Genomic DNA, 20,379 nt, shown 5'->3' on the forward strand with positions numbered 1-20,379 from the left:
TTGTGTTCTAAAATCGCCAGTTTTAACAGTACCAGAATAATAAGCAATGAACGTTCTGTACCTATGTATGCTCTAAACATGCAATAAAGGCGTGGAACTGTTGTTTATTATTGGTACTGAAGGCGTCTGGCGATGCCTAAGATGTGGAGAATAACAACAGTTTCCGCGCTTCTTTATTTAAATACTTTTTTATCGCTTACCTCCATCCCATGAACATGCGCGTCGTTTCGGCATCGTGGTGGTCGAAGAAAAGGCTTTTGCCGGTGTCGAGTGTAGCGATGGCCGCCATATCCTCGTCTGAGAGCGTGAAGTCGAATATGTCGATGTTCTGTCGCATCCGTTCGATGTGTGTCGATTTGGGAATGATAATCACTCCGCGCTGAATCAACCAACGCAAAGCTACTTGTGCTACGCTCTTGCCGTATTTGTGACCGATTTCGGCCAGTATCGGATTGGTAAAGAGGTTGTTGCGGCCTTCGGCGAGGGGGCCCCACGACATGATGCGTGTGCCGAACTCTTCCATGATTTTCTGCGGCTCGGTTTGCTGGTCGAAGACGTGTGTTTCTACTTGATTGACTGCCGGGACGATTTCCATATTGCTGGCGATGTCGATGAAGTGGTCGGGATAGAAGTTGCTCACGCCGATGGCGCGTAGCTTGCCTTCCTTATAGGCTTCTTCCAAAGCCCGGTATGCTCCGTAGCGGTCGCAGAAGGGCTGGTGTAGCAGCATCAGGTCGATATAGTGGGTCTGCAACTTGCGCAGGCTCTCGTCGATGGAGGTTTTGGCTTTTTCGTAGCCGTAGTTGGAAATCCAGACTTTCGATACGAGAAAAATCTCTTGGCGGCTGATACCGCTCTTGCGGACGGCATTGCCTACTCCTTCTTCGTTGTGGTATGCTTGTGCCGTGTCGATCATGCGATAGCCTACACTGAGGGCATCGCTTACACAACGCTCGCATTCGGCGGGCGATACTTGATAGACGCCGTAGCCCGTCTGGGGCATTTCGACGCCGTTGTTCAATGTTACTGTATTCATTTCGATATCCATTTTTTGATTTCTTCTGATTTAGCGGGCAGGCGAAGCCCTTTTTTGATTTTGAGGGAGGGGTAGCCTTTCTTTAGCGTGGCATCGGCTTCTGACATGGGGCTTTCGTAAGAGGTACAGAAAGGAAATATCACCTTGTCTTTCAGTTGCTCTCCGTACTTGTCGAGGAAAGTGCGGATTACTGCCGGCTCTTCGTGCCACCAAATGGGGAAACCGACAAACAGGGTATCTATCTTTGCAAAGTCGATGTCAATGGACTTAATGGCTGGTCGAAGCGACCGGTTGAGGTGTTCTTGTGTGCAACGGGACTGCTTGTTTGTCCAATTGACGTCTTCCGATGAATAGGGTTGTTCGGGCAAAAGCTTTATCATTCTCGCTCCTGTCGCTTCTGCAACTTGTTTGGCTGCAAGTTCGGTGTTGCCGGAATGTGTGAAATATACGATTACCGATTTCATGTTATTGTCAGTTTTTGTTTGGGCTTGTACGGTACTGCTGCATGACATAGTTATAATTACGGCTATTGCAGTGATGTATTTAAGTATGTGCATAACTGTTGGATTATATATTATTTAATTACTCTTATCTTTTTAAGCCATGATGGGGTGTTCTGTTCGTTGATGCGCCCGCTTGTCAATCTTTCGCCCGTCAGGTGACGGGTGTCGGGGGGGGAGTTCCACGATACCGCAGCCATCATCAGATAAATCAAATACTTTTTTTATATTAACATCTTTGAATTATTTATTGTTCGGTTTCGATATGAGTGCAAAGTTATAGGTTCTCAATGATAATGAGGGTATAAAAATTACGGGTCGAATTACCATTTTTCCGGAAAATGCCATCAGGGGGTCGGGGTATTGGGTGTTGAAAAATGAAAAACCGAGATAGGTGTAGTTGCAACCGGATGTAATGCCTGCTCGAAAGGTCCTCTCTGTTTTTGCAATGTCGGACAAGCGTATTGCATGAACAGGTAATAAGATGAGAGGGAAAACCGTTGCCGAACTTGTGGTGCTGCCGAAGACGGGATACCGAACCGGTTGAAGGAAATCGGAAGGTGAATCATACGGGCAGGTCGTTCGTCCGACATGCCCGTCCGGAGGAGTGTCTTTTTGTTTATGTGCCGGGAACCGGCGATTTTCCGTAAAAATCGCATTATGTACCGTAATTTCTGTAAGGCTGCTCTTGGGTGCATGTTCTATTTTTGCAACAGACAATATTTACAGTAACCATTAAGAATCAGAGATATGTGTACGGATAATAGAATCACCCGTAGGGCTGCTTTGAAACGTATGGGTGCCGCCATGATTGGCGGAGCGGTCGCCTCTTCGGGACTATTCTCGCTGGCATCTTGCAGGGGGAAAAAGAACAAGCGTATCATCTTTTATTTCACCGGAACGGGCAACTGCCTCTATATCGCCCGCCAGTTGGCGGACGACGGTACGGAACTGCTGAGCATTCCGCAGATGGTGAGACACGGGAAGTATAATTTTGAGGCGAACGAAATCGGTATAGTCTATCCCGTCTACGGGCACATGCCGCCCTATATGGTCAGGCAGTTCATCCAGACAGCGAAGTTGAAGGCTGATTATAAGTTTGCCGTCCTTACCTACGGTGCACGAAAGTGTAATTCGGTGGAGATTTGGGATGAAATATCCCAAAGGGGCGGCCATGTGTTCGACTATATCGGCACTATCGTAATGGTGGATAACTGGCTGCCCAATTTCGATATGAACAAGCAGATGAAGATGGACAAGCGTATCCCGGAAAATTTGCAGAAGATAACGGCGGACATCAGCGGGCGGCGGCGTTGGCATGAGCCGGTGACGGAAGAGGAACGCCGGCAACACCAAGGGTTCATGCGGCGAAGCGGGCTTGACCCTGAGGTGGGTTTTCTGATGAAAAGCGAGAAATGCTTTATCGTGACCGACGCCTGCATCGACTGCGGCATCTGTACATACGTGTGTCCGCGCGGTAATTATGAACTGGCATCGAGGGGCGTGCAGATGTCCGGAGACTGCGAGTTCTGTTTTGCCTGCATACAGAACTGCCCGCAGAAAGCGATACAGTTCCGCAGGTCGGAAGACGGCTCTTTCCCTGACGGAACGGAAAAGAATCCGAACGCCCGCTACCGCAACGAGCACATTTCGTTGATGGACTTGAAATTGGCGAACAACCAGAAGTTATAATTTGTCAGATAAAGTGAAAATGATATGTTGAGAAAGATAAGACTTACGCTTGCCGTGCTGTTCTTTGTGGCGGTCACGGCTTTGTTCCTCGATTTTACGGGAACCGTCCATGCGTGGTTGGGCTGGACGGCCAAGGTGCAGTTCCTCCCCGCATTGCTTGCGGTGAACGCGGGTATTGTCGTTTTGTTGATACTGCTCACGTTGCTTATGGGCCGTGTCTATTGCTCTATCATCTGCCCATTGGGCGTATTTCAGGACATCGTGTCGTGGATAAGCGGACGGCGGAAAAAGAAGAAATACCGTTTTTCCTATTCTCCCGAGGTCAAAGGGTTGCGTTACGGGGTGCTGGGGCTGTTCGTCATCGCCTTGGTTGCGGGTATCGGCTCTTTTGTGGCATTATTGGCTCCATATAGTTCCTACGGGCGTATTGCCTCCAACCTGTTCGCTCCGGTGTACCGCTGGGGGAACAACCTGCTTGCTTACATTGCCGAGCGTGCGGACAGTTATGTCTTTTATGAGACGGAGGTCTGGGTGAAGGGCTTGCCGACATTCATCGTAGCCGCTGTTACTTTTATAGTGTTGATTATTCTTGCATGGCGGAACGGACGGACTTACTGCAATACTGTCTGTCCGGTGGGAACGGTATTGGGATTTTTCTCCCGTTTCTCGTTGTTCCGTCCGGTACTTGATGCGGGGAAATGTAAAAATTGCAGTCTGTGTTCACGCCGTTGCAAGGCTGCCTGCATCGACTACAAGAACCATCGTATCGACTACAGCCGTTGTGTGGCGTGTATGGACTGTATAGACGCCTGCCGGCACGATGCGCTTCACCTGCAATACCGTTGGAGGAGACCGGATAAGGCTGTGGGGAACAAGATTGTACAGAAAGGGACTCCCGGACAGATGGATGCATCCCGCCGCAGTTTCCTTTCGGCAACGGCCGTGCTTGCAGCTACGTCGGTGGTGAAAGCTCAGGAGAAAAAGGTGGACGGCGGACTGGCGGTCATCGAGGATAAGAAGATTCCGGTACGGGCCACACCGATTGTGCCACCGGGGGCATGGAGCGCACGTCATTTTGCACGTCATTGTACCGCCTGCCAGTTGTGTGTGTCGGCCTGTCCCAACAACGTGCTCCGGCCTTCGACCGAACTGGCGAAGCTGATGCAGCCCGAAATGTCTTACGAACGGGGGTATTGCCGTCCGGAGTGTACGCGCTGCTCCGATGTGTGTCCGACAGGGGCAATCCGTCCGATTACCGTCGAGGAGAAATCATCCGCCCGCATCGGGCATGCCGTATGGATTAGAAAGAATTGCATCCCGCTGACCGACGGTGTGGAGTGCGGCAACTGTGCCCGTCATTGTCCTTCGGGAGCGATATTGATGGTCCCGTCTGATATCGAAGCTCCGGACTCTGTCAGAATACCTGTTGTCAATGCCGAAAGGTGTATCGGGTGCGGGGCGTGTGAGAATCTGTGTCCGGCACGTCCATTCAGTGCCATCTATGTGGAGGGGCACACGATACATAGTGTAATGTAAAACCGTATAAGTAGAGAATATGAGCAATCGAGATAGAAATAGGAGAGTCTTGTCGCGCCGGGACTTCCTGAAAGCGATAGGAGCTGCCGGAGTTGCCACGACCGGCCTGACGGCGTGCACGGGTGGCGGGAAAGAGGGGACGCGGACGGTATCTGCCGGAGAAATCCCTACCGACCGGATGACTTACCGGGTCAGTCCGACATCGGGCGATAAAGTGTCGTTGTTGGGGTTCGGCATGATGCGCTTGCCTTCTGTCGGAGGACGCAGTGCCCGTGAGGGTAACGAGGAGATAGACCAGGAGATGGTGAACGAGTTGGTGGACTATGCCATCGCCCACGGGGTGAACTATTTCGACACGTCGCCCGCTTATTGCCGGGGCAAGTCGGAGCATGCCACGGGTATCGCCCTGAGCCGCCACCCGCGTGACAGGTATTTCGTCGCTACCAAGATGTCTAATTTCTCTCCGGCGACATGGAGCCACGAAGCCTCCATCGCCATGTACCGCAATTCGCTGAAGGAGTTGCAGGTCGATTACATAGACTACATGCTTCTGCATGGTGTCGGCATGGGGAACGGCATGGAGGAGTTCGAGAACCGCTACGTGAAGAACGGTATCCTCGACTTTCTGTTGGAGGAGCGCAAGGCGGGGCGTATCCGCAACCTCGGATTTTCCTATCACGGTGATATCCGGGTGTTCGATTACTTGCTTTCCCGGCACGAGGAGTACGGGTGGGACTTCGTGCAGATACAGCTCAACTATCTGGACTGGAAGTATGCCAAGCAAATCAACTCCCGAAATACCGATGCCGAATACTTGTATGGCGAACTGGAAAAGCGCGGTATTCCGGCAGTCGTTATGGAACCGCTGTTGGGCGGCCGCCTTTCCAACGTGCCGAGCACGATTGCTGCCCGTCTCAAACAGCGCGAGCCGGAGATGAGCGTGGCTTCGTGGGCGTTCCGTTTTGCCGGTAGCCTGCCCGGCGTGCATACCGTGTTGAGCGGCATGACTCGCATGGAGCATTTGCAGGACAATCTGCGCACGTATGCTCCTTTGAAGCCCTTGACGGAGGATGATTTCGACTTTCTGCAAGAGACGGCGACGCGGATGATGCAGTTCGATACGATTCCCTGCAACGACTGCAAGTATTGCATGCCTTGCCCGTATGGTCTCGATATCCCGGCTATCCTGCTCCATTACAACAAATGCCTGAACGAGGGCAATATTCCGGAGAGTGCACAGGATGAGAATTACCGCAAGGCGCGGCGTGCCTATTTGGTAGGTTATGACAGGAGTGTCCCGAAACTGCGTCAGGCAAGCCACTGCATAGGCTGCAACCAGTGCAGCGTCCATTGTCCGCAGCGCATCGACATCCCGAAGGAATTGCACCGTATAGATGCATACGTGGAACGGCTGAAACAGGAAATATAAATTTGACGCCATAGGGGAGTATGAAGGGTTTTCGTTTTTCCACGCTTCCTTCAGGCAATGGGGAAGCGCCGTACGGAGGATATATGCGACTATTATCACGAAGCCTTCGGTTTTGACGGCTTTATCGAAGAATCCGCCCGGAGGGTCATGGGGCTCTTTTCCGAACTGGGTATACCGATGTTCTATGGGGGGAGACAGTCGGTCGTGAACGGGCCGATGCCATTCCGTGCCCGACCGAACTCGGCAAAGGGGAGGCGTCTGACAGGATGAAAGCACTGCTCCGTGGTTGAAAGCAAAGAAGTAGTAGAAATTAGAAACAAAAGTATTCATGTATTATAGAACATTAGGATTGAGCGGATTGCGCGTTTCTGCCGTGGGACTTGGCTGCATGGGCATGAGCCATGCCTACGGTGCGCCAGCCGACAAACGGGAGATGGCGGAACTCCTTGCCGATGCGGTGGAGATGGGCTACACCTTTTTCGATACTGCCGAGGTGTATGGCACACCCGACCGTCCGCACCACAATGAAGAGTTGTTAGGTGAGGCGTTGCGTCCTTACCGCGACCGCATTGTCATCGCTACGAAATTCGGACTGACATTCGATAAGCCCGATGAGGCGGGACCGCATGCGCTTGTCCCCGATGCACGTCCGGCAACTATCCGTCACTCGGTGGAGGAGTCGCTCCGGCGGTTGCGTACCGACCGCATCGACCTCTACTACCAGCACCGCATCGACCCGAAGGTCGCACCGGAGGAGGTGGCGGAGGTGATGGCAGGGCTTATCCGCGAGGGTAAAATCCTGCACTGGGGCATCTCGGAGGCAACGGAGGAATATCTGCGCCGTGCCCATCGCGTTTGCCCTGTGGCGGCGATACAGAACCGGTTTTCGATGATGGCGCGCTGGCACGAGGTGTTGCTGCCCGTGTGCGAGGAGCTCGGCATAGGCTTCGTGGCGCATTCACCGCTTGCCAACGGCCTGTTGACCAACCGCTACACGGCCGGCATGGCTTTTGACCCTGTGACCGACTACCGCGCCTCGATGCCGCAATACCGTCCGGAGAGTTTCGAGAAGAACCGTGCGTTGTTTTCTCTTCTTGAAAGGTTGGCTGACGGATATCGGGCTACCGCGTCGCAAATCTCGTTGGCGTGGATGATGAACAAGCGTCCGCCCATCGTTCCTATACCCGGCACTCGCCGCTTGTTCCGGCTGAAAGAGAATATCGGTGCAGCGGATATTCACTTGACCGGTGAGGAGGTAAGGGCGATAGATATGGCTCTCGAGAGTATGGAGATGAGCGAAGTATTCGGAGGCTCATCGATAAAGAGGTGACATTTGTATAATATATAGGAAAAGATAAAAGGCTGTTGTGCCGTGTGCAGCGATGGCTGCATGCGGTATTTTAAACGCACAGGAGACGATGTAAGAGAACGACGCGTTCGCTGTGGCGGAACTGTTTGAATAGGGCATTGGACAAACTGGCGGGGAGGTCGGCGGGAACCTTTGATAAAAAGGGTGGGTCATAAAGCTTTGCCACAAAAAGTGTGAAATTGGGATATTGTCGGATATTTATCGCTAATTTTGCAAATTATTGGACAAGAAGCATGGAAGAGCAGGAAAATATAATCGTTGCCGATGCCCTCGGTGTGATAAAGACAGATATCGATAAGGAGTATCTGGCGCACTTGCTTTGTCTGGGAGGGACGTGCCGTTACCGTTTCAATGAACGGGATTTCGAGTTGCATGCGGGGGATTTGTCCATTATCCGCAAACGGAAGCTGATAGACAGGGTACAGCCGTCGGACGATTTCCGGTGCAAGATAATCTATGCTACTCCCGGTTTTATAGACTTGTGTACGCCGCAGAGCAATTATGGGATGAAGGGGTCGTTGGCCCTTTTCCTCAATCCGGTCATGCACCTTACACCGGAGCAGCAGATTGTCTGCCGCCGCGATTTCGACCTGCTGGAGCAGCGTATCCGGGACACGGAGCACCGCTTTTACCGGGAAACGCTTATCAACACCATGCAGGCGGCGATTCTCGACTTCTTTGACTTCCACGCCCGCATTTATGGGAATAGTGATATTTCGACGCAGAATGCTTCTATCATGAGCCGTTTCCTGAAAATGCTGGAGGAGGGTACATACCGCGAGCATCGGGAGGTGACTTATTATGCCGATTGCTTGTGCGTCACGTCGAAGTATCTGTCGGAGGTGTCGAAAAAGGTCAGCGGATATGCCGCCAACTACTGGATCAACCGTTATACGATACTCGACATCTCACGCCAGTTGCGCAACAAGTCGTTGACTTTCGTCCAGATTTCCGATATGTTCGGTTTCTCGTCACCGGCTTATTTCAGCCGTTATGTGCAGCAGAATTTGGGTGTGAGGCCGTCGGATTACAGGGAGTAGCCATTTCTTTTGAGAGTGAGGTTGTGCTTTATGGTATTTTTTATAACCGTGCTTTTTCGCATCACCGCTATCTTTGCCGTAGTATCGTTGTCGAGGACAAACGGCAAGGGGGAAATTGGTTTGGGCTATACCGGGGTGCCGTATTTATTGTAAGTGGAGTTTCCGGTGTATATGTCATGGAAAACGGGCAATGGCGGCTTTCTGCGCTTGCCTTTACAAAAACTTTAGGTGAATAATTAAAAAAGAAACAGATATGAAATGGTGGAGCAGCTATGTAATGGATTTGCCTGCCCGTGGGCGGGCAGGAAGGATATCGGCAATCATGAGGGTCAAGCCTGTGGCCGACTATGGATGGGTAGCTTCTGCAGAAGGTCTCTTTCCTGTTCTTGTTAATACCGTCAAGGCATGAAGAGGATACTGATGCTTATAGCGGTCTTTTTTATGGTCTGGCCGGTTGTCCGGGCGAATGGACCGTTGCAGGTAAAATTCCGTTCAAGGGCACTGCTTGATGCGACTGTTTCAGGATATGGGAAAGAAAAGGCGCAGGGGTATTATCGGATAGAAGACTTTCGGGTGGGATTCAAGGCAACTTACAGAAGGTTCAAGGTAAAGGCCGACGTGGGAATAGGAGACGGAAAGTTGGTCTTCAAGGACTTGGTGCTGGGCTACCGTTTCAGGAACGGTGTGTTGTCGTTCGGAAACAGTTATGAGCCTTTTTCTATGGACATACTGATCAGTGCGGCTAACCTCCGTTTCCATCAGTCCGCTGCTTCTGTCCTGGCTTTTTCTGATAGCCGGAAATTGGGGGCGACCTATCATTTTTACAATGCCCGCTGGTATTTGGGAACCGGTATATATACCCACAACGACCTTAATGAGATAGGTGACGGGCAAAGAAACGCTTTTGTTTCTACCAGCCGTGCCGTATGGAGAAGACAGGGCAGTGACCATCGGCTGTTGCATTTCGGAGGGGCTTTCTCTTTCCGTACCCAGGAGGTAAATACTCCGGAAGCCCCGACGGGAGAAATAGGGTGTGTGGGGATTACGTCCATGTTTCCTGCCCCGTTGCTTGGGGCTGAAATATCTGACAAGGGCTCGGAAGTGAAGGGTGTGATGGAGGCGTTGCTCACTGCTCCGCGCTTCATGTTGCAGGCTGAGTATTGTTTTGACAGGTTTGGCCGTACCGGGGGAAAACATGCTTTCTGTCCGCATGGCGGATATATACAGGGAGGGTTTCTTGTCAAGGGACGCGGGTTCGGTTATGATTCCGTGTACGGTATTCCGGGGCGTCCTGTATCTTCGCAAGCGATAGAATTGGTGGCTCGCTTCAACTATACCGATTTGAATGACGGCAAGGCGCAAATCCGGGGTGGAGAGGAAAAGGACTTGTCTTTGGGTATAAACTTTTATCTTAACGAATATTTCGGAGTGAAGGTTAATGGCGGTTATGTATGGGTGGGGAGGCATTGCAACAGCTTTTATCAGGAGGATTTCTTTTTGGTACAGGCGCGTATGCAGTATATCTTCTGAACGGCCCAATGAACATTTTCGGAATATTTATGAGGGGGGGAAATCATTTGGGTGTGGAGAATTTCATCTAACTGTTTTCCGGTGTTTCAGGCAAATTGCTGTCCTTTGTTTCTATCCCCCGGGGTTCTCCGGCAGGCCCTGTGGGGGCATAACGGCATGCTTTATTCGGAAGGTATCTTTTCTGATATTTTCTATTCTAAGGAGGTTATGAATAATGTACAGGGGTCTACACAAGAGGGTGTTTCAGCTGGTTACTATATCGGAGTAGTCCAGGAAGATATGGTATATGGAAAATGTTTCTTTTATGTTTGTGTTCCGTCGGTGTATGGATTTGTAGGTACCCGGGATGTCCGGATGGATGTGGCATGGCCGTAATGGCCGTTCTGTCGTAATGTGGCTTGCATGCCGGAGTTTGCCGTTTATCTCTTCGACTATTTGCCGGTCGGACAGGGAATGGGACTCTATGAATCCCAGCTGTCCTTCGAAGGGCAGCCTTATCTCGATGTAACTTCTGTTTGTGAATTTGAGCAGGTCTCCGATGTAGCGGCTGGTGTCTGATAGGTTACTGATTCTTTTGCATTCTATGGCGAAATATATTTTGTCTTCGTTTTCTCCCCAGGTTTGTGCCAGTCCTAATTTATTGACAAATATGTCGATTTTGTCGGTTTTTTGTTTGTAATCGGTCTGGTCTATGTATTCTTTTTGTGTTTCTGGGGTAAAACTGATTTCGTCGAGGTCGGATGTCCTGGCTTTCAGGAGGTTTTTGTTTTTGGCCAGGTAGTCTTCGACCAGCCTGAAGCGAAGGAAGTCTTCGAAGTGTATTGCCGTGTGTTCTTTTACGTATGTTTTGGAGTATTTTGCTTTGTCGTTACGGAGTAGTATATAGCATTCTCCGATGTACCATAGTATGTTTTTTATCCTGTTGGCTGTAATGGACTGCTTGCGGTTGGATACGAATATTGAGGCTTCTCTCATTTGGTTACATGTTTAACTGGTCCAACTCTGCGTTTTCAATCTCTGCTTTGAACTCTGCGACGTCATACCATGCCATAGCGCGGTGCCAACATTTGTATTCGTTCGGCTTGATGATATAGAACGAGTTTTGTTCGAATCCTTTTATGTCTTTCCGGATAAACAGGTTTTTGGCCTTGTCGGCGGTGTCTGTGATTTGCGATATGCTCAGGTTGCCGATTTTTTCGAGGACTTCTGCTTCGTTTTTCTTGTCTTGGGGATATGTGATTTTGCCGGTCGCTTCTTCGGGCGAAAAGATAAAATTCATCGCGATGAAGTGCTTCAGGGGATAAATCTCGACTTGGATATGCTCATCGGGGTATATTTTCTGAAATTCGCGGATGTATACTTCTGCATATTTTTCAAGGACTGTTTTTTGGTATCTGTAATCGGATTTGTTGTTGAATGTAAAGTCTGTGACCAGATGTTGCTTGCTGTCCTGGAACTGGTATCTGGATATTTTCAGGACGTAGTCGATGAGGTCTTTTTCGTATTCGTTTATCCGGTATATGTGGTTTATGGTATGGTTTATGGTGTCCAGGGCTTCGCGATTTATACGGGGTTCTGATTGCATGAATCCGGTGTCGCCTGCTTTGAATTGCCCGATGAGCCTGTCTATGCTGCTTGCAAGGGTGACCGATTCTTTTTCGCCGGCATCGATTATGGGGAATGACAGGAACTCTTCTTTCCATCTGATTTGGGGCCTTGTGGAGGTTCCCCACGAGCCGGATGTCATATAGATATAGTACTGGTACAGGTCGGTGATGAGGTATGTGTATAGCTTCTTGATGGTGTCTTGGGAGTGTGTGCTGCTGATGGCGAAGACTCCTTTTCGGAATACGTATTCTTTGTCTGCCAACGAGATGACTATTTCTGATTCGTTCTTGGCTTGTTCTTTAATCAGAATCTGTCGTCCTTCGTATAGTCCTTTGATTCTTCCGCTTTTGATGTAGATGTCGTCGTTCTCTATTTTGCCGGAGGGGTCTTGGGAGTATGAGAAGTATCTTTTTATGTCTGCATTTTCGATGACGGGTTTGCCGAGGATCGGTGTGAAGGGCCCGTATTCGTCTTTTGTGCCTTTGAGTATGCCTGCGCCTGCGAAGATGGTTTTGTTGTCTATGTAGTCGATTATTTTTTTCTTGTTGTTTTGTATTTTTTTGAGCAGGTTGAAGTCCAGGATGTTACCGTATAGGGCTACTTTGAACATCCAATCGTATTCGAGGAAATATCGTTGGCAGATGCTTTTCTGGTCGTATTTCTCGATGAGTATCATCTTGAAGTATTTGAGAAAGTAGTTGATTTTAAGGGATTGGTGTATGATGATGTTTTTCAGGTAATCGTTGTTGTGGGACAGTTGGTAGTATACGATACTGGCTGGACTGTCTTTTTCTTCGAAAATCAGGCGTCTTACGGGTGACAGGTCAAAGAACTTGTCGATGTTGTATGTGGTGAGAAATTCTTTTTTGAACTGTCTTGTGGTCTGTGATACGTTGTAAAATATGGTGCTCGTGACAATCAGCGCGGCTTTTGTGCCGGAGTGCATGAAGTCTTTTGTCCGCAGGAGGAAGGATTGGGCTATCTCGAACCGTCCTACGGTTTTTTTGTTCGACTTCAGCCATTCGAGATGGAAGCGGTCTTTGTTGCTTTTCCACGGCGGGTTTCCCAGGATGTAATGGGGCCTTGTCCGGTTGATTACCTGGTTGAAGGGATGGGCCGTGTCGAAGAAATTGGCATGGAAGAGGTTCTCGTCCAGCAGATTGGGAAATTGGCATGTGTTGATGTCTTTCGGCTCTTGGTAATCCAGCAGGGCGATGTATATGGAGAAGCATGTGACTTTCAGGGCTTCTTTGTTGATGTCGATACCGAACAGGTTGTTCTTGGCTATACTCCTGATGCGTTCGCTGAATGTCTTTTTATCGTCGTTGCCGTGCAGTTCTATTTCTTTTTCGATCATCCTTCTCAGGGATTGGACTAAGAAGATGCCGGAACCGACGGCTACTTCAAATATTTTGCATTCGGATGTGTTGTTTTGGGAGAGATAGGCGTCGATGGTGTCGTGGAGTATGTATTCTACCAAAAATGAGGGTGTGTATACTGCGGATTGCAGGTCTCTTGTCTCGGGGTCGATCAGGGACTCGTAGATTCCGGAGATGACTTCTACGGGGATTATGGAGAAATCGAATATTTCGAAGTAGAAATCGCTCCCGTAGAAGAGGGTGCCTTTTTCGGGTGTTTCTCCTTTGAATATGTCGGATAGTGCTGATGCTTGTTCGTGTGTGAGCTTGATGTCTACGTCTTTGAACAGGACTCCGTTGAACCTGTCGTTCAGTTTGGCGAATAGTTCGAATAGCTTGTCTGGTTCTTGAATCAGGTTGCTGAAGCTGTATCTTCTTGCGGGTATGTCGTCTCCTGTTATGTATCGGGTATCGATGTTTATGTTCCTGTCAATGAGGTATCTGATAAAAATCAGCCTGAGGATGAGGGAGTTCGGGATGCTGCCTTCGGGGTCGTTTTCTTTGTCGGCCAATGCATTCCTGATGTCTTTTATGTTCTGGAAAAGGCGTTCGTTGACGCGCTTTTTTATGCCTTTCTTTTTGTATGGCTCGATGTATTCTTTTTGGAACCATGTCCATATCCCGAAGCTTTGGATGTTCCAGAATGAGAATTTCCTGGTAATTTCTTCGTCTGTCAGATGCAGTTCTTCCAGGCGGCGCTTGTCTTTGATGTAGTTGAGCGCGTTGTATACTTTTATTTCCCGGTTTTTGATGACAAAGGCTATGGGGGAGTAGTCGAACGACCAGACTTTTTTATGGATGTCTTCTTCTCTTTTCGTATCGGTGTTGCCCGACAGGTCAAAGAAGAGTATGAGCGGCTGGTTGTTATAGATGAATATGGCATCGGGGTCGATGAGGCTTAATTTGTTCTGTATGTCGAAATGTATGGTGGGGGAGTATGTCCCGTTTCCTTTTTTGAAGGAAACGGCTTCTCCGATGTTCAACTGAGACAGAAATTGGTTTAACGATTTTCCCATGCCATTTTGTTTTCTTCTACAAAGATAGGAAGAATTCGTGAGATTCAGCAGGTCTGGAAAGCAGAATATCGAGGGGGGAGATGAGGCAATTGGGCTTCCCACGAAAAGATTTTCGTGGCATACAGGTATGGCCGAACAAAAATATCTTTGACAAACGCCTAAATATTATAAAGGGCCGCTCTAACAACCCAAAGCTATCCGATGAAAATGTGTCACAAAAGAATGTCACCGTAAGGGCAAAGTGAATTGGCTGTCGGATGAATGCTACAAGTTGTTTTTTCCCATGAATTGGGGGCATGGCTATATAGTTGAATAATCATGGAGGGTAAAGATGGGTTCAAATAAAAATGATACTCGTAATAATTTTAGGTGACTATATACGATGATACCCTAAATCGTGTGACACATTCTGCGAATGTCTTTATTTATAATCTGTCTGAATTTTATTTATTGATAGTCAGTGAATTGAATTGTTTTACAAACAAAGTTCACTAAAAATCTGCCCAAAAAATTTTTTTCACCAGAGTTACTAAATCCAAATAGCAGAACATTTTGGGGATGGCAACTTTCAATTTTAGCAACTTTCGTACTTTGAAGCAACGTCAAAATACTTTCAAAACAGGAGTTCCCTTAAATTATTGAATGATAGTGTAATGTGTTGATCTCTGATAATTTTAACTCCAAGTCCGGCGCAGACTTCTCTTATCTGCCATATATCGCATCTGAATAGTGTGTAGTAGCGCGAAATTAAAAGTCAAAATTTTCGAGCCAAGAGAAATCTCCAACTTTACCTATAGTGCCGAAAGCATCAAGTGGGGATTGCTTTATAATTTCCTGCTTATTGCCTTCATATATTAAACGACATCCATCCACTATCGATTGCATAAACTTCATTTCAGCGTACTTGATATCTGTTTTATCATCTTGCAAATCAAATAAATGGGCATTTGAATAGAAGAAAATAAACTCATCCTTGTGAGATAATATCTTTTCACGCAAAAGAGAGTATTTTTCTTCTCTTGCATTGAACAGATGACTGAACACTTGTTTATCCAGATATATTGTAACCATAAGCGAAGAATCAGTGTGAAGCCATGAAAAATCACGTATTGTTTTTTAGTGCTTCCTTCAAGGCTAAGCCTTTTGCGGTAAGGCGGTATTTCTGATTTTGGCTATTAGGTTTATCGGGAATGGTAAGTTCTATATAACCGTTATTAATAGCCGGATTTAAATAATCTGTTCTAAAATAATCTCTATTCCTTATTGATAATAATTCCTGCAATTCTGAGCGTCCCATCTCTCCAATCAACACAGAAACGAGTTTTATTACTTGTATACTTGCATGGTCACTTGCATGGTCACTTGCATGGTCACTTGCATGGTCATGAGCACTTATAGGGAAGGTTATACGAATAAAGTTGTCTGTGAACTTGAAGCAATCTTTGCCGTATGCTCTTAGTATACGAGGTATGCCGGAGCCTAACGACTCTACTAATTCCACATCGCGGTAGATACGCATCAACTCCTTGTTGCGTGGAATGGATATTCCATTGAAGAATTCCTCTTTGGATAGGGACTCCGGCAAACGCCCTGCCGAGGTTATCTCAAGTCTGTCGGGAAATACCTCAAATTTTGGCGGTACCTCAAACGAATAGTCATTATGCACGATGGCATTGATAACAGCTTCACGCAAAGCAACTTTGTTCCATAATGGAGTTTCGATGCGCTCCATCGGTGTTATGGTTACAGCAACCTTATTTTCAATATCCAACTTCGACAGCACACTTTTGGTCGCTTTGATAAGTGAGCAATAACCATACTCGTTGTTCTCTACCAAATCGCAACGGTCAAGGCTTGAATATTTTGCCACTTTGATTGAATTGCCGTTCTCGTCTGCCAAAAGATAGGCCACATAGTTGTATTTGCCATCATCTGTAAGCAATTCCAATGTCCGCTTGAAATTATCATTGAGTCTTTTGCCTCGCTCATCATAATAGATACGCAACTGTTCAAAGCTTAAATCCTGGCGGTTGGACACAATGCGTCCGATGGAATTGCGTGTACGCATGGCAAACAGGCGGTCAATCTGCTCTTGTGGCATAGGCTCTGCCGATGTTCCCACACGCAGATATGCACCTCTCGGGGTCATTCCGTATTTTGTTTTGAAATATGGTTTCTCAATGCCGCTTGCTACTGTGACTTTGATAATGCTATGTCCATCCTTTTGTTCCTCAGCAATGTCAAACAGCCCCATTGCAGAAGGAGATATATTGTGCTTGATGCGGTCTTTCAACCTAAGCATACAATCATCTATGTCATTCACGCCCACAGTTGAACCGTCCTTGTCTATGCCGATATAGATGTATCCGCCCTCTTTGTAATTCAAAAGGGCCACGACTTCTTTTTCTATATCAAGTTCGGGAGTCAATTCTCTTTTATATTCTATGCGGCTGGTTTCTGGCATATAAAAGTCAATTTTAGTGTTATGCTTTAACTATTCTGTTTTAACTTGATAAAGTCATATATTAACTTGATATAATCTTCTTTTATTTTATTATCTGATATATCAGCATGTATGTTATACTCCCTAATGATGTCCATCATATATGGGGTGATATATGACGACAAGTTTTCACGGATATAACTTTTTATATCTGATTCCGGCATATCCTTGGCATGATTCAGTAAGTTTTCTATTTCTCTCTTATTTGTGAATGGGGAATAAATGCAACACGAACTATATGGTGGAAAGTTTTCAAAGCCGGATATCCAACATCTTTTTACTGATATGTTGGGATATTCTTCTAATCCGTAGATTACTTTTCGCGAGCATTTATGGAGTCCCATATTGTCCAGTATATTCAAATATTCCACAACATGCTTTATTGGTTTGTAGTCGTTGCTATTTGATGTGATTTTTTCCAATTTATATATTTCGCAATCGTTGTTGTAGAGGAGAACTTCAGAACATATATAATTGAACATAAAGGCATTTTGAAGATAGTTGTCTCCCCAGATTATTATCTCATTAGCTAAAGTTTTACTATATTTTTCTTCGATACGATTTATCTCTCTTTCTAAAATATTACCTACTGCATTTATTTTAGAACTACTGATCAAAATCAGTGTTTTAGCTTCGATTAACTTGTCAGCTGTTATTGCCTGCTTATTATATGAGGCTATATCTTTAGGAATTTCTCTTTGAGATAATTTTGTTAGGTCATAGTTATTTTTACCATATGCAAATGCAGTTAAGCAATAATTTAGGTATTGAATATCCAAGTTCTTTGCATTTTCGTCAGCACCGTTCAATTCTTGGTCAAAGACCTCGGATATCAATTCTATTGTATGAGGGAGTAATTCAGATAGAAGGGTATCTGCCACCCATTCTTTACCGGTATATGTAAGATTATCTCTTGATATATCAACAATGGTGTCGGTAGTTTGATTATTTAAATTCCACTCGAATCCTAAATATCCGGTTTTCCAATAATTGAATTTAGCGTTAGAAACTATCACGTCTCTTAATAACAACCGTTGGTAAAGGTGATGATGATATTTCATGTCATTGTTAAACCACAGGCTGAATGATGAACCAAATTGTTTTTCGATGAAATCAAAAACCAAGAGGCCATTTACATATTTATGTGAAAGCTTATAATCTTTATCAACGGGTGTATATTTTATAGAATCTGATAGGACATCTTTTTCAAAGTTGCGTTCAGAATTTATTGTTTTGTAATTAAAGCAAAGGTTTTTGATGTATTTAAATGTATTGACGACAAAATTATCTATCTTCGCCAAATATATATCGTCTTCTTCACCCTTAAATACATCGACAGAATCTAGGATATCCCAACTAAAGGTTGTCCCGAATAGTTCGGGAAACTTTTCTTTGTTTATATCAACAATGACTGTTGTACCTCTTTTTCTGTTTATATTCTCTTCTGCAATAGAGCAGTATTGATTGTCTGCAGCAGATCTAAATATTATACGCTTGGTTTTTTCGTTTGGGAATGCAGTCTCTACTTCGAATGTTTTTGCAACAAAAAAGATAGACTGCAATCCGATTCCAAATGCTGCTGTCGGTCTTAACCAATATGGCATATTTTTGTAATTCTCGGTATATTCCTGCTCTCTTTGATGGCTATCACCCACATATTTCGTCATTCTTAATAATGTAGCTTCTGAAATTCCCGTGCCTTTGTCTTCACACGTAATGCGAATGGTATCCTTTTGTTCATTTGACCAAGTTATAGTTAAGCATACCGGGTATTGACGATAAATGGATGGCATAATCTCATCAGGGAATGATATTGTATCTACTGTTGTATTGTTATCCTCAAAATATGAGTCATATATACCGGCCTTGATATCATTCCACATTTGAATTTTGCTTGCATCAAAAGCATTTTGCACGATTTCCCGGATAAAAGCAAATCCTGGTTCTTTGTATATGCCGCCGCCTTGCAAGATGTTGAACATCTTCTTTTGTGACATTGTGAATTTTAAATTCAGCAGTTCGGGACTTGCTTGGATTCCCTTGTATAATATTTTTATGGAATCCTTACTGATAATAGGGGGTAATCCTCCTAAATCAGGGGGTGCGATGTTTGGCCATTCTTGGCTTTGATTATTGACTTCTTCTTCCAACCAGTCGAACCAGCTTCTCGCTGTCCTATAGACACTTTCATCGGGACAATCTAATTCTGCTTCTATTTTTGACGGAGATATAAGCATGTGTCGTACTGCAGCATGTTTTTGCTGATGTAAAATGGATGTTTCCGGCATCTGTTTAATAGAGGCAATGGAAAACGCATCAAATCTATTGTTGTCAAAGTCCAACAAATCTCCTATTCGAATCATGCAGGCTATGAAACGAGGATGTATATAGTCTCCTTTATATCCATTAGCCTTTTGATATAAACGGATTATTACATCATTAAAATTCTCTCCGTGTAATAGAGCGATGCTCGCCAATAATTCTATAAAACGATTAGGCAGTTGTTCTGAATAGTAATTGTCTGCAAGTTTCTTAAACTCGTCATTAGATAGAATGTTGTCTGCACTCTGTTTGGCATGCTTATTCCTAAAAATTTCGGCAGTCAGTATAGTGACAGCATTCTTAATCTCTAAAGCCCATTTGAAGTTATCTTGTTTTGAATCGTTTGTATTACTTTTATCTAATAATAATTTGGCAGATTCTGCTATTATCGAATCATTGTTATCTGCCATCTTGGTTAGAATTTCTTTGAAACTATCGTTCTTCCATTCTTCTTCGATTATTTTATATGTGAGTATCATTCCTATGTCGTGGGTCAGGCAGGCCATTAATATAAGGAATGTATCTGTTGCTCCTAAACGTTTGATGCGTTCTTCTCCCAATAGACATTGAATATTGTTTATAATAGTCATAGAATGACTAATGTCATGTTTACTATAATGAGGATATGCGTTAGAAACTAAGTTTAATCCCTGAGCAAGATTCTGTTTATTTAACCTCCAGATAGAGTATAATAACTCATAGTCCCTATCCATTTCAGATAGAGATTTCAGATGCTTCTCTAAGGTGTAGTTCTTATAGTAGGTATTATCATTCATATTTTTTCCGTTTTATTTATGCCAGTCACTTGTTCTTCTTGAAATTGCATTAGATTCGAGATTTATCGAGGAAAACAGACTCAAACGTACACAGCCTTTGAGTGTATCTCCAACGATGGCTGCATTTTGTTTGAGTATCATTCGGAAACTGTCGAGGGGGCTTTGCTATGTTGTTTGGCAAGCCACTCGTCGGTTTTCTTTTGTTCAACCAATACAATTTTCAGTCTGTTTAAATCTTTCATTGCAACGCTTTTATTTGACTAATTTATTTTCTGTTCTTAAGGCTTCTAAAGCGTATTCTTGAATAGAATCTGCAAGTTTCTCATATAGAATTTTCATCTTTGCTTTATCACATGTTTTTAGATTGCTATTATCAATGCTGTCATCATGCTTACTTTTCATGGTCTCAATCATAAGTTTAAACTCTGTTTCAGAGATAGGGTCCCCTGTAAAGTATTTATTTGCTAAATCTGAAAATAGCAGATTGGAAAGGGCTTGTTTATAATCCATGGCTCGATTTATTATTCCATTTTATTGGCGTATACCGCAAATTTAGTGATAATACGCGAAACCGTATTTTTTCACGGCAACTTTTTTGCCGTGA

At 45.5% G+C, this 20,379-nt stretch carries 18 protein-coding genes; 9 read left to right on the forward strand and 9 right to left on the reverse strand.

The window, feature by feature from the left end; genetic code table 11:
* Nucleotides 1–196: 196 nt before the first annotated feature.
* The 3 genes from Cop2CBH44_RS00475 to Cop2CBH44_RS00485 form a co-directional block, all read right to left on the reverse strand.
* A complete protein-coding gene (locus Cop2CBH44_RS00475; protein ID WP_200755893.1) occupies nucleotides 197–1,036 on the reverse strand; it encodes an aldo/keto reductase in 840 nt (279 codons plus the stop codon).
* Nucleotides 1,033–1,593, reverse strand: a complete 561-nt coding sequence (locus Cop2CBH44_RS00480; protein WP_200755296.1) for a flavodoxin — start codon at nucleotides 1,591–1,593, stop codon at nucleotides 1,033–1,035. Before Cop2CBH44_RS00480 ends, Cop2CBH44_RS00475 begins: the two co-directional genes overlap by 4 nt.
* Nucleotides 1,594–1,779: 186 nt before the next feature.
* A complete protein-coding gene (locus Cop2CBH44_RS00485; protein WP_200755297.1) occupies nucleotides 1,780–2,256 on the reverse strand; it encodes a hypothetical protein in 477 nt (158 codons plus the stop codon).
* Nucleotides 2,257–2,286: 30 nt separating this feature from the next.
* On the opposite strand from Cop2CBH44_RS00485, the gene Cop2CBH44_RS00490 reads away from it, so the two are divergent.
* The 9 genes from Cop2CBH44_RS00490 (at nucleotide 2,287) to Cop2CBH44_RS00530 (ending at nucleotide 10,132) form a co-directional block, all read left to right on the forward strand.
* Nucleotides 2,287–3,228 carry an EFR1 family ferrodoxin gene (locus tag Cop2CBH44_RS00490; RefSeq protein ID WP_200755298.1) on the forward strand — a complete coding sequence of 314 codons (942 nt, stop codon included), beginning with the start codon at nucleotides 2,287–2,289 and terminating at the stop codon, nucleotides 3,226–3,228.
* Nucleotides 3,229–3,252: 24 nt separating this feature from the next.
* Complete coding sequence (locus tag Cop2CBH44_RS00495) at nucleotides 3,253–4,764, forward strand: 4Fe-4S binding protein (RefSeq protein ID WP_200755299.1); 1,512 nt, start codon at nucleotides 3,253–3,255, stop codon at nucleotides 4,762–4,764.
* 19 nt (nucleotides 4,765–4,783) lie between these two features.
* The gene (locus Cop2CBH44_RS00500) at nucleotides 4,784–6,193 is read left to right on the forward strand and encodes an aldo/keto reductase (RefSeq protein WP_200755300.1); all 1,410 of its coding nucleotides are present in this window, start codon (nucleotides 4,784–4,786) and stop codon (nucleotides 6,191–6,193) included.
* A 57-nt stretch (nucleotides 6,194–6,250) separates the two neighbouring features.
* Complete coding sequence (locus Cop2CBH44_RS00505; protein ID WP_200755301.1) at nucleotides 6,251–6,463, forward strand: hypothetical protein; 213 nt, start codon at nucleotides 6,251–6,253, stop codon at nucleotides 6,461–6,463.
* Nucleotides 6,464–6,521: 58 nt separating this feature from the next.
* On the forward strand, nucleotides 6,522–7,523 hold the full coding sequence (locus tag Cop2CBH44_RS00510; RefSeq protein WP_200755302.1) for an aldo/keto reductase: 1,002 nt from the start codon (nucleotides 6,522–6,524) through the stop codon (nucleotides 7,521–7,523).
* Nucleotides 7,524–7,795: 272 nt separating this feature from the next.
* Complete coding sequence (locus Cop2CBH44_RS00515; RefSeq protein WP_200755894.1) at nucleotides 7,796–8,602, forward strand: helix-turn-helix domain-containing protein; 807 nt, start codon at nucleotides 7,796–7,798, stop codon at nucleotides 8,600–8,602.
* Between the two features lie 23 nt (nucleotides 8,603–8,625).
* Entirely contained in the window at nucleotides 8,626–8,838 is a 213-nt protein-coding gene (locus Cop2CBH44_RS00520) for a hypothetical protein (RefSeq protein WP_200755303.1), read from the forward strand.
* A gap of 17 nt (nucleotides 8,839–8,855) precedes the next feature.
* Nucleotides 8,856–9,011: a hypothetical protein gene (locus Cop2CBH44_RS00525; RefSeq protein WP_021931117.1), complete on the forward strand. Its 156-nt coding sequence runs from the start codon at nucleotides 8,856–8,858 to the stop codon at nucleotides 9,009–9,011.
* The gene (locus Cop2CBH44_RS00530) at nucleotides 9,008–10,132 is read left to right on the forward strand and encodes a porin (RefSeq protein WP_200755304.1); all 1,125 of its coding nucleotides are present in this window, start codon (nucleotides 9,008–9,010) and stop codon (nucleotides 10,130–10,132) included. Before Cop2CBH44_RS00525 ends, Cop2CBH44_RS00530 begins: the two co-directional genes overlap by 4 nt.
* A 243-nt stretch (nucleotides 10,133–10,375) precedes the next feature.
* Here Cop2CBH44_RS00530 and Cop2CBH44_RS00535 read toward each other — a convergent pair whose 3' ends face one another.
* The 6 genes from Cop2CBH44_RS00535 to Cop2CBH44_RS00560 form a co-directional block, all read right to left on the reverse strand.
* Nucleotides 10,376–11,107, reverse strand: coding sequence for a hypothetical protein (locus Cop2CBH44_RS00535; protein WP_200755305.1), 732 nt, complete (start codon nucleotides 11,105–11,107; stop codon nucleotides 10,376–10,378).
* A 4-nt stretch (nucleotides 11,108–11,111) separates the two neighbouring features.
* Entirely contained in the window at nucleotides 11,112–14,174 is a 3,063-nt protein-coding gene (locus tag Cop2CBH44_RS00540; RefSeq protein ID WP_200755306.1) for an Eco57I restriction-modification methylase domain-containing protein, read from the reverse strand.
* A gap of 747 nt (nucleotides 14,175–14,921) precedes the next feature.
* Entirely contained in the window at nucleotides 14,922–15,245 is a 324-nt protein-coding gene (locus tag Cop2CBH44_RS00545) for a hypothetical protein (protein ID WP_246469152.1), read from the reverse strand.
* A 31-nt stretch (nucleotides 15,246–15,276) separates the two neighbouring features.
* The gene (locus Cop2CBH44_RS00550) at nucleotides 15,277–16,638 is read right to left on the reverse strand and encodes an RNA/DNA-binding domain-containing protein (RefSeq protein ID WP_200755307.1); all 1,362 of its coding nucleotides are present in this window, start codon (nucleotides 16,636–16,638) and stop codon (nucleotides 15,277–15,279) included.
* A gap of 26 nt (nucleotides 16,639–16,664) precedes the next feature.
* The gene (locus tag Cop2CBH44_RS00555; RefSeq protein ID WP_200755308.1) at nucleotides 16,665–19,775 is read right to left on the reverse strand and encodes an HD domain-containing protein; all 3,111 of its coding nucleotides are present in this window, start codon (nucleotides 19,773–19,775) and stop codon (nucleotides 16,665–16,667) included.
* A gap of 252 nt (nucleotides 19,776–20,027) precedes the next feature.
* Nucleotides 20,028–20,285 carry a hypothetical protein gene (locus Cop2CBH44_RS00560; RefSeq protein ID WP_055095782.1) on the reverse strand — a complete coding sequence of 86 codons (258 nt, stop codon included), beginning with the start codon at nucleotides 20,283–20,285 and terminating at the stop codon, nucleotides 20,028–20,030.
* Nucleotides 20,286–20,379: the final 94 nt, after the last annotated feature.

The sequence above is a fragment of the Coprobacter secundus subsp. similis genome, assembly GCF_015097275.1.
GTDB lineage: Bacteria > Bacteroidota > Bacteroidia > Bacteroidales > Coprobacteraceae > Coprobacter > Coprobacter secundus.

What these genes read in the sequence shown, in the direction of transcription:
- Cop2CBH44_RS00530 (WP_200755304.1), top strand. Translation starts at nt 9,008, where the DNA reads ATGAAGAGGATACTGATGCTTATAGCGGTCTTTTTTATGGTCTGGCCG.
- Cop2CBH44_RS00480 (WP_200755296.1), bottom strand. Translation starts at nt 1,593, where the DNA reads ATGCACATACTTAAATACATCACTGCAATAGCCGTAATTATAACTATG.
- Cop2CBH44_RS00550 (WP_200755307.1), bottom strand. Translation starts at nt 16,638, where the DNA reads ATGCCAGAAACCAGCCGCATAGAATATAAAAGAGAATTGACTCCCGAA.
- Cop2CBH44_RS00475 (WP_200755893.1), bottom strand. Translation starts at nt 1,036, where the DNA reads ATGAATACAGTAACATTGAACAACGGCGTCGAAATGCCCCAGACGGGC.
- Cop2CBH44_RS00535 (WP_200755305.1), bottom strand. Translation starts at nt 11,107, where the DNA reads ATGAGAGAAGCCTCAATATTCGTATCCAACCGCAAGCAGTCCATTACA.
- Cop2CBH44_RS00490 (WP_200755298.1), top strand. Translation starts at nt 2,287, where the DNA reads ATGTGTACGGATAATAGAATCACCCGTAGGGCTGCTTTGAAACGTATG.
- Cop2CBH44_RS00495 (WP_200755299.1), top strand. Translation starts at nt 3,253, where the DNA reads ATGTTGAGAAAGATAAGACTTACGCTTGCCGTGCTGTTCTTTGTGGCG.
- Cop2CBH44_RS00510 (WP_200755302.1), top strand. Translation starts at nt 6,522, where the DNA reads ATGTATTATAGAACATTAGGATTGAGCGGATTGCGCGTTTCTGCCGTG.
- Cop2CBH44_RS00540 (WP_200755306.1), bottom strand. Translation starts at nt 14,174, where the DNA reads ATGGGAAAATCGTTAAACCAATTTCTGTCTCAGTTGAACATCGGAGAA.
- Cop2CBH44_RS00545 (WP_246469152.1), bottom strand. Translation starts at nt 15,245, where the DNA reads ATGGTTACAATATATCTGGATAAACAAGTGTTCAGTCATCTGTTCAAT.
- Cop2CBH44_RS00555 (WP_200755308.1), bottom strand. Translation starts at nt 19,775, where the DNA reads ATGAATGATAATACCTACTATAAGAACTACACCTTAGAGAAGCATCTG.
- Cop2CBH44_RS00525 (WP_021931117.1), top strand. Translation starts at nt 8,856, where the DNA reads ATGAAATGGTGGAGCAGCTATGTAATGGATTTGCCTGCCCGTGGGCGG.
- Cop2CBH44_RS00500 (WP_200755300.1), top strand. Translation starts at nt 4,784, where the DNA reads ATGAGCAATCGAGATAGAAATAGGAGAGTCTTGTCGCGCCGGGACTTC.
- Cop2CBH44_RS00515 (WP_200755894.1), top strand. Translation starts at nt 7,796, where the DNA reads ATGGAAGAGCAGGAAAATATAATCGTTGCCGATGCCCTCGGTGTGATA.
- Cop2CBH44_RS00505 (WP_200755301.1), top strand. Translation starts at nt 6,251, where the DNA reads ATGGGGAAGCGCCGTACGGAGGATATATGCGACTATTATCACGAAGCC.
- Cop2CBH44_RS00560 (WP_055095782.1), bottom strand. Translation starts at nt 20,285, where the DNA reads ATGGATTATAAACAAGCCCTTTCCAATCTGCTATTTTCAGATTTAGCA.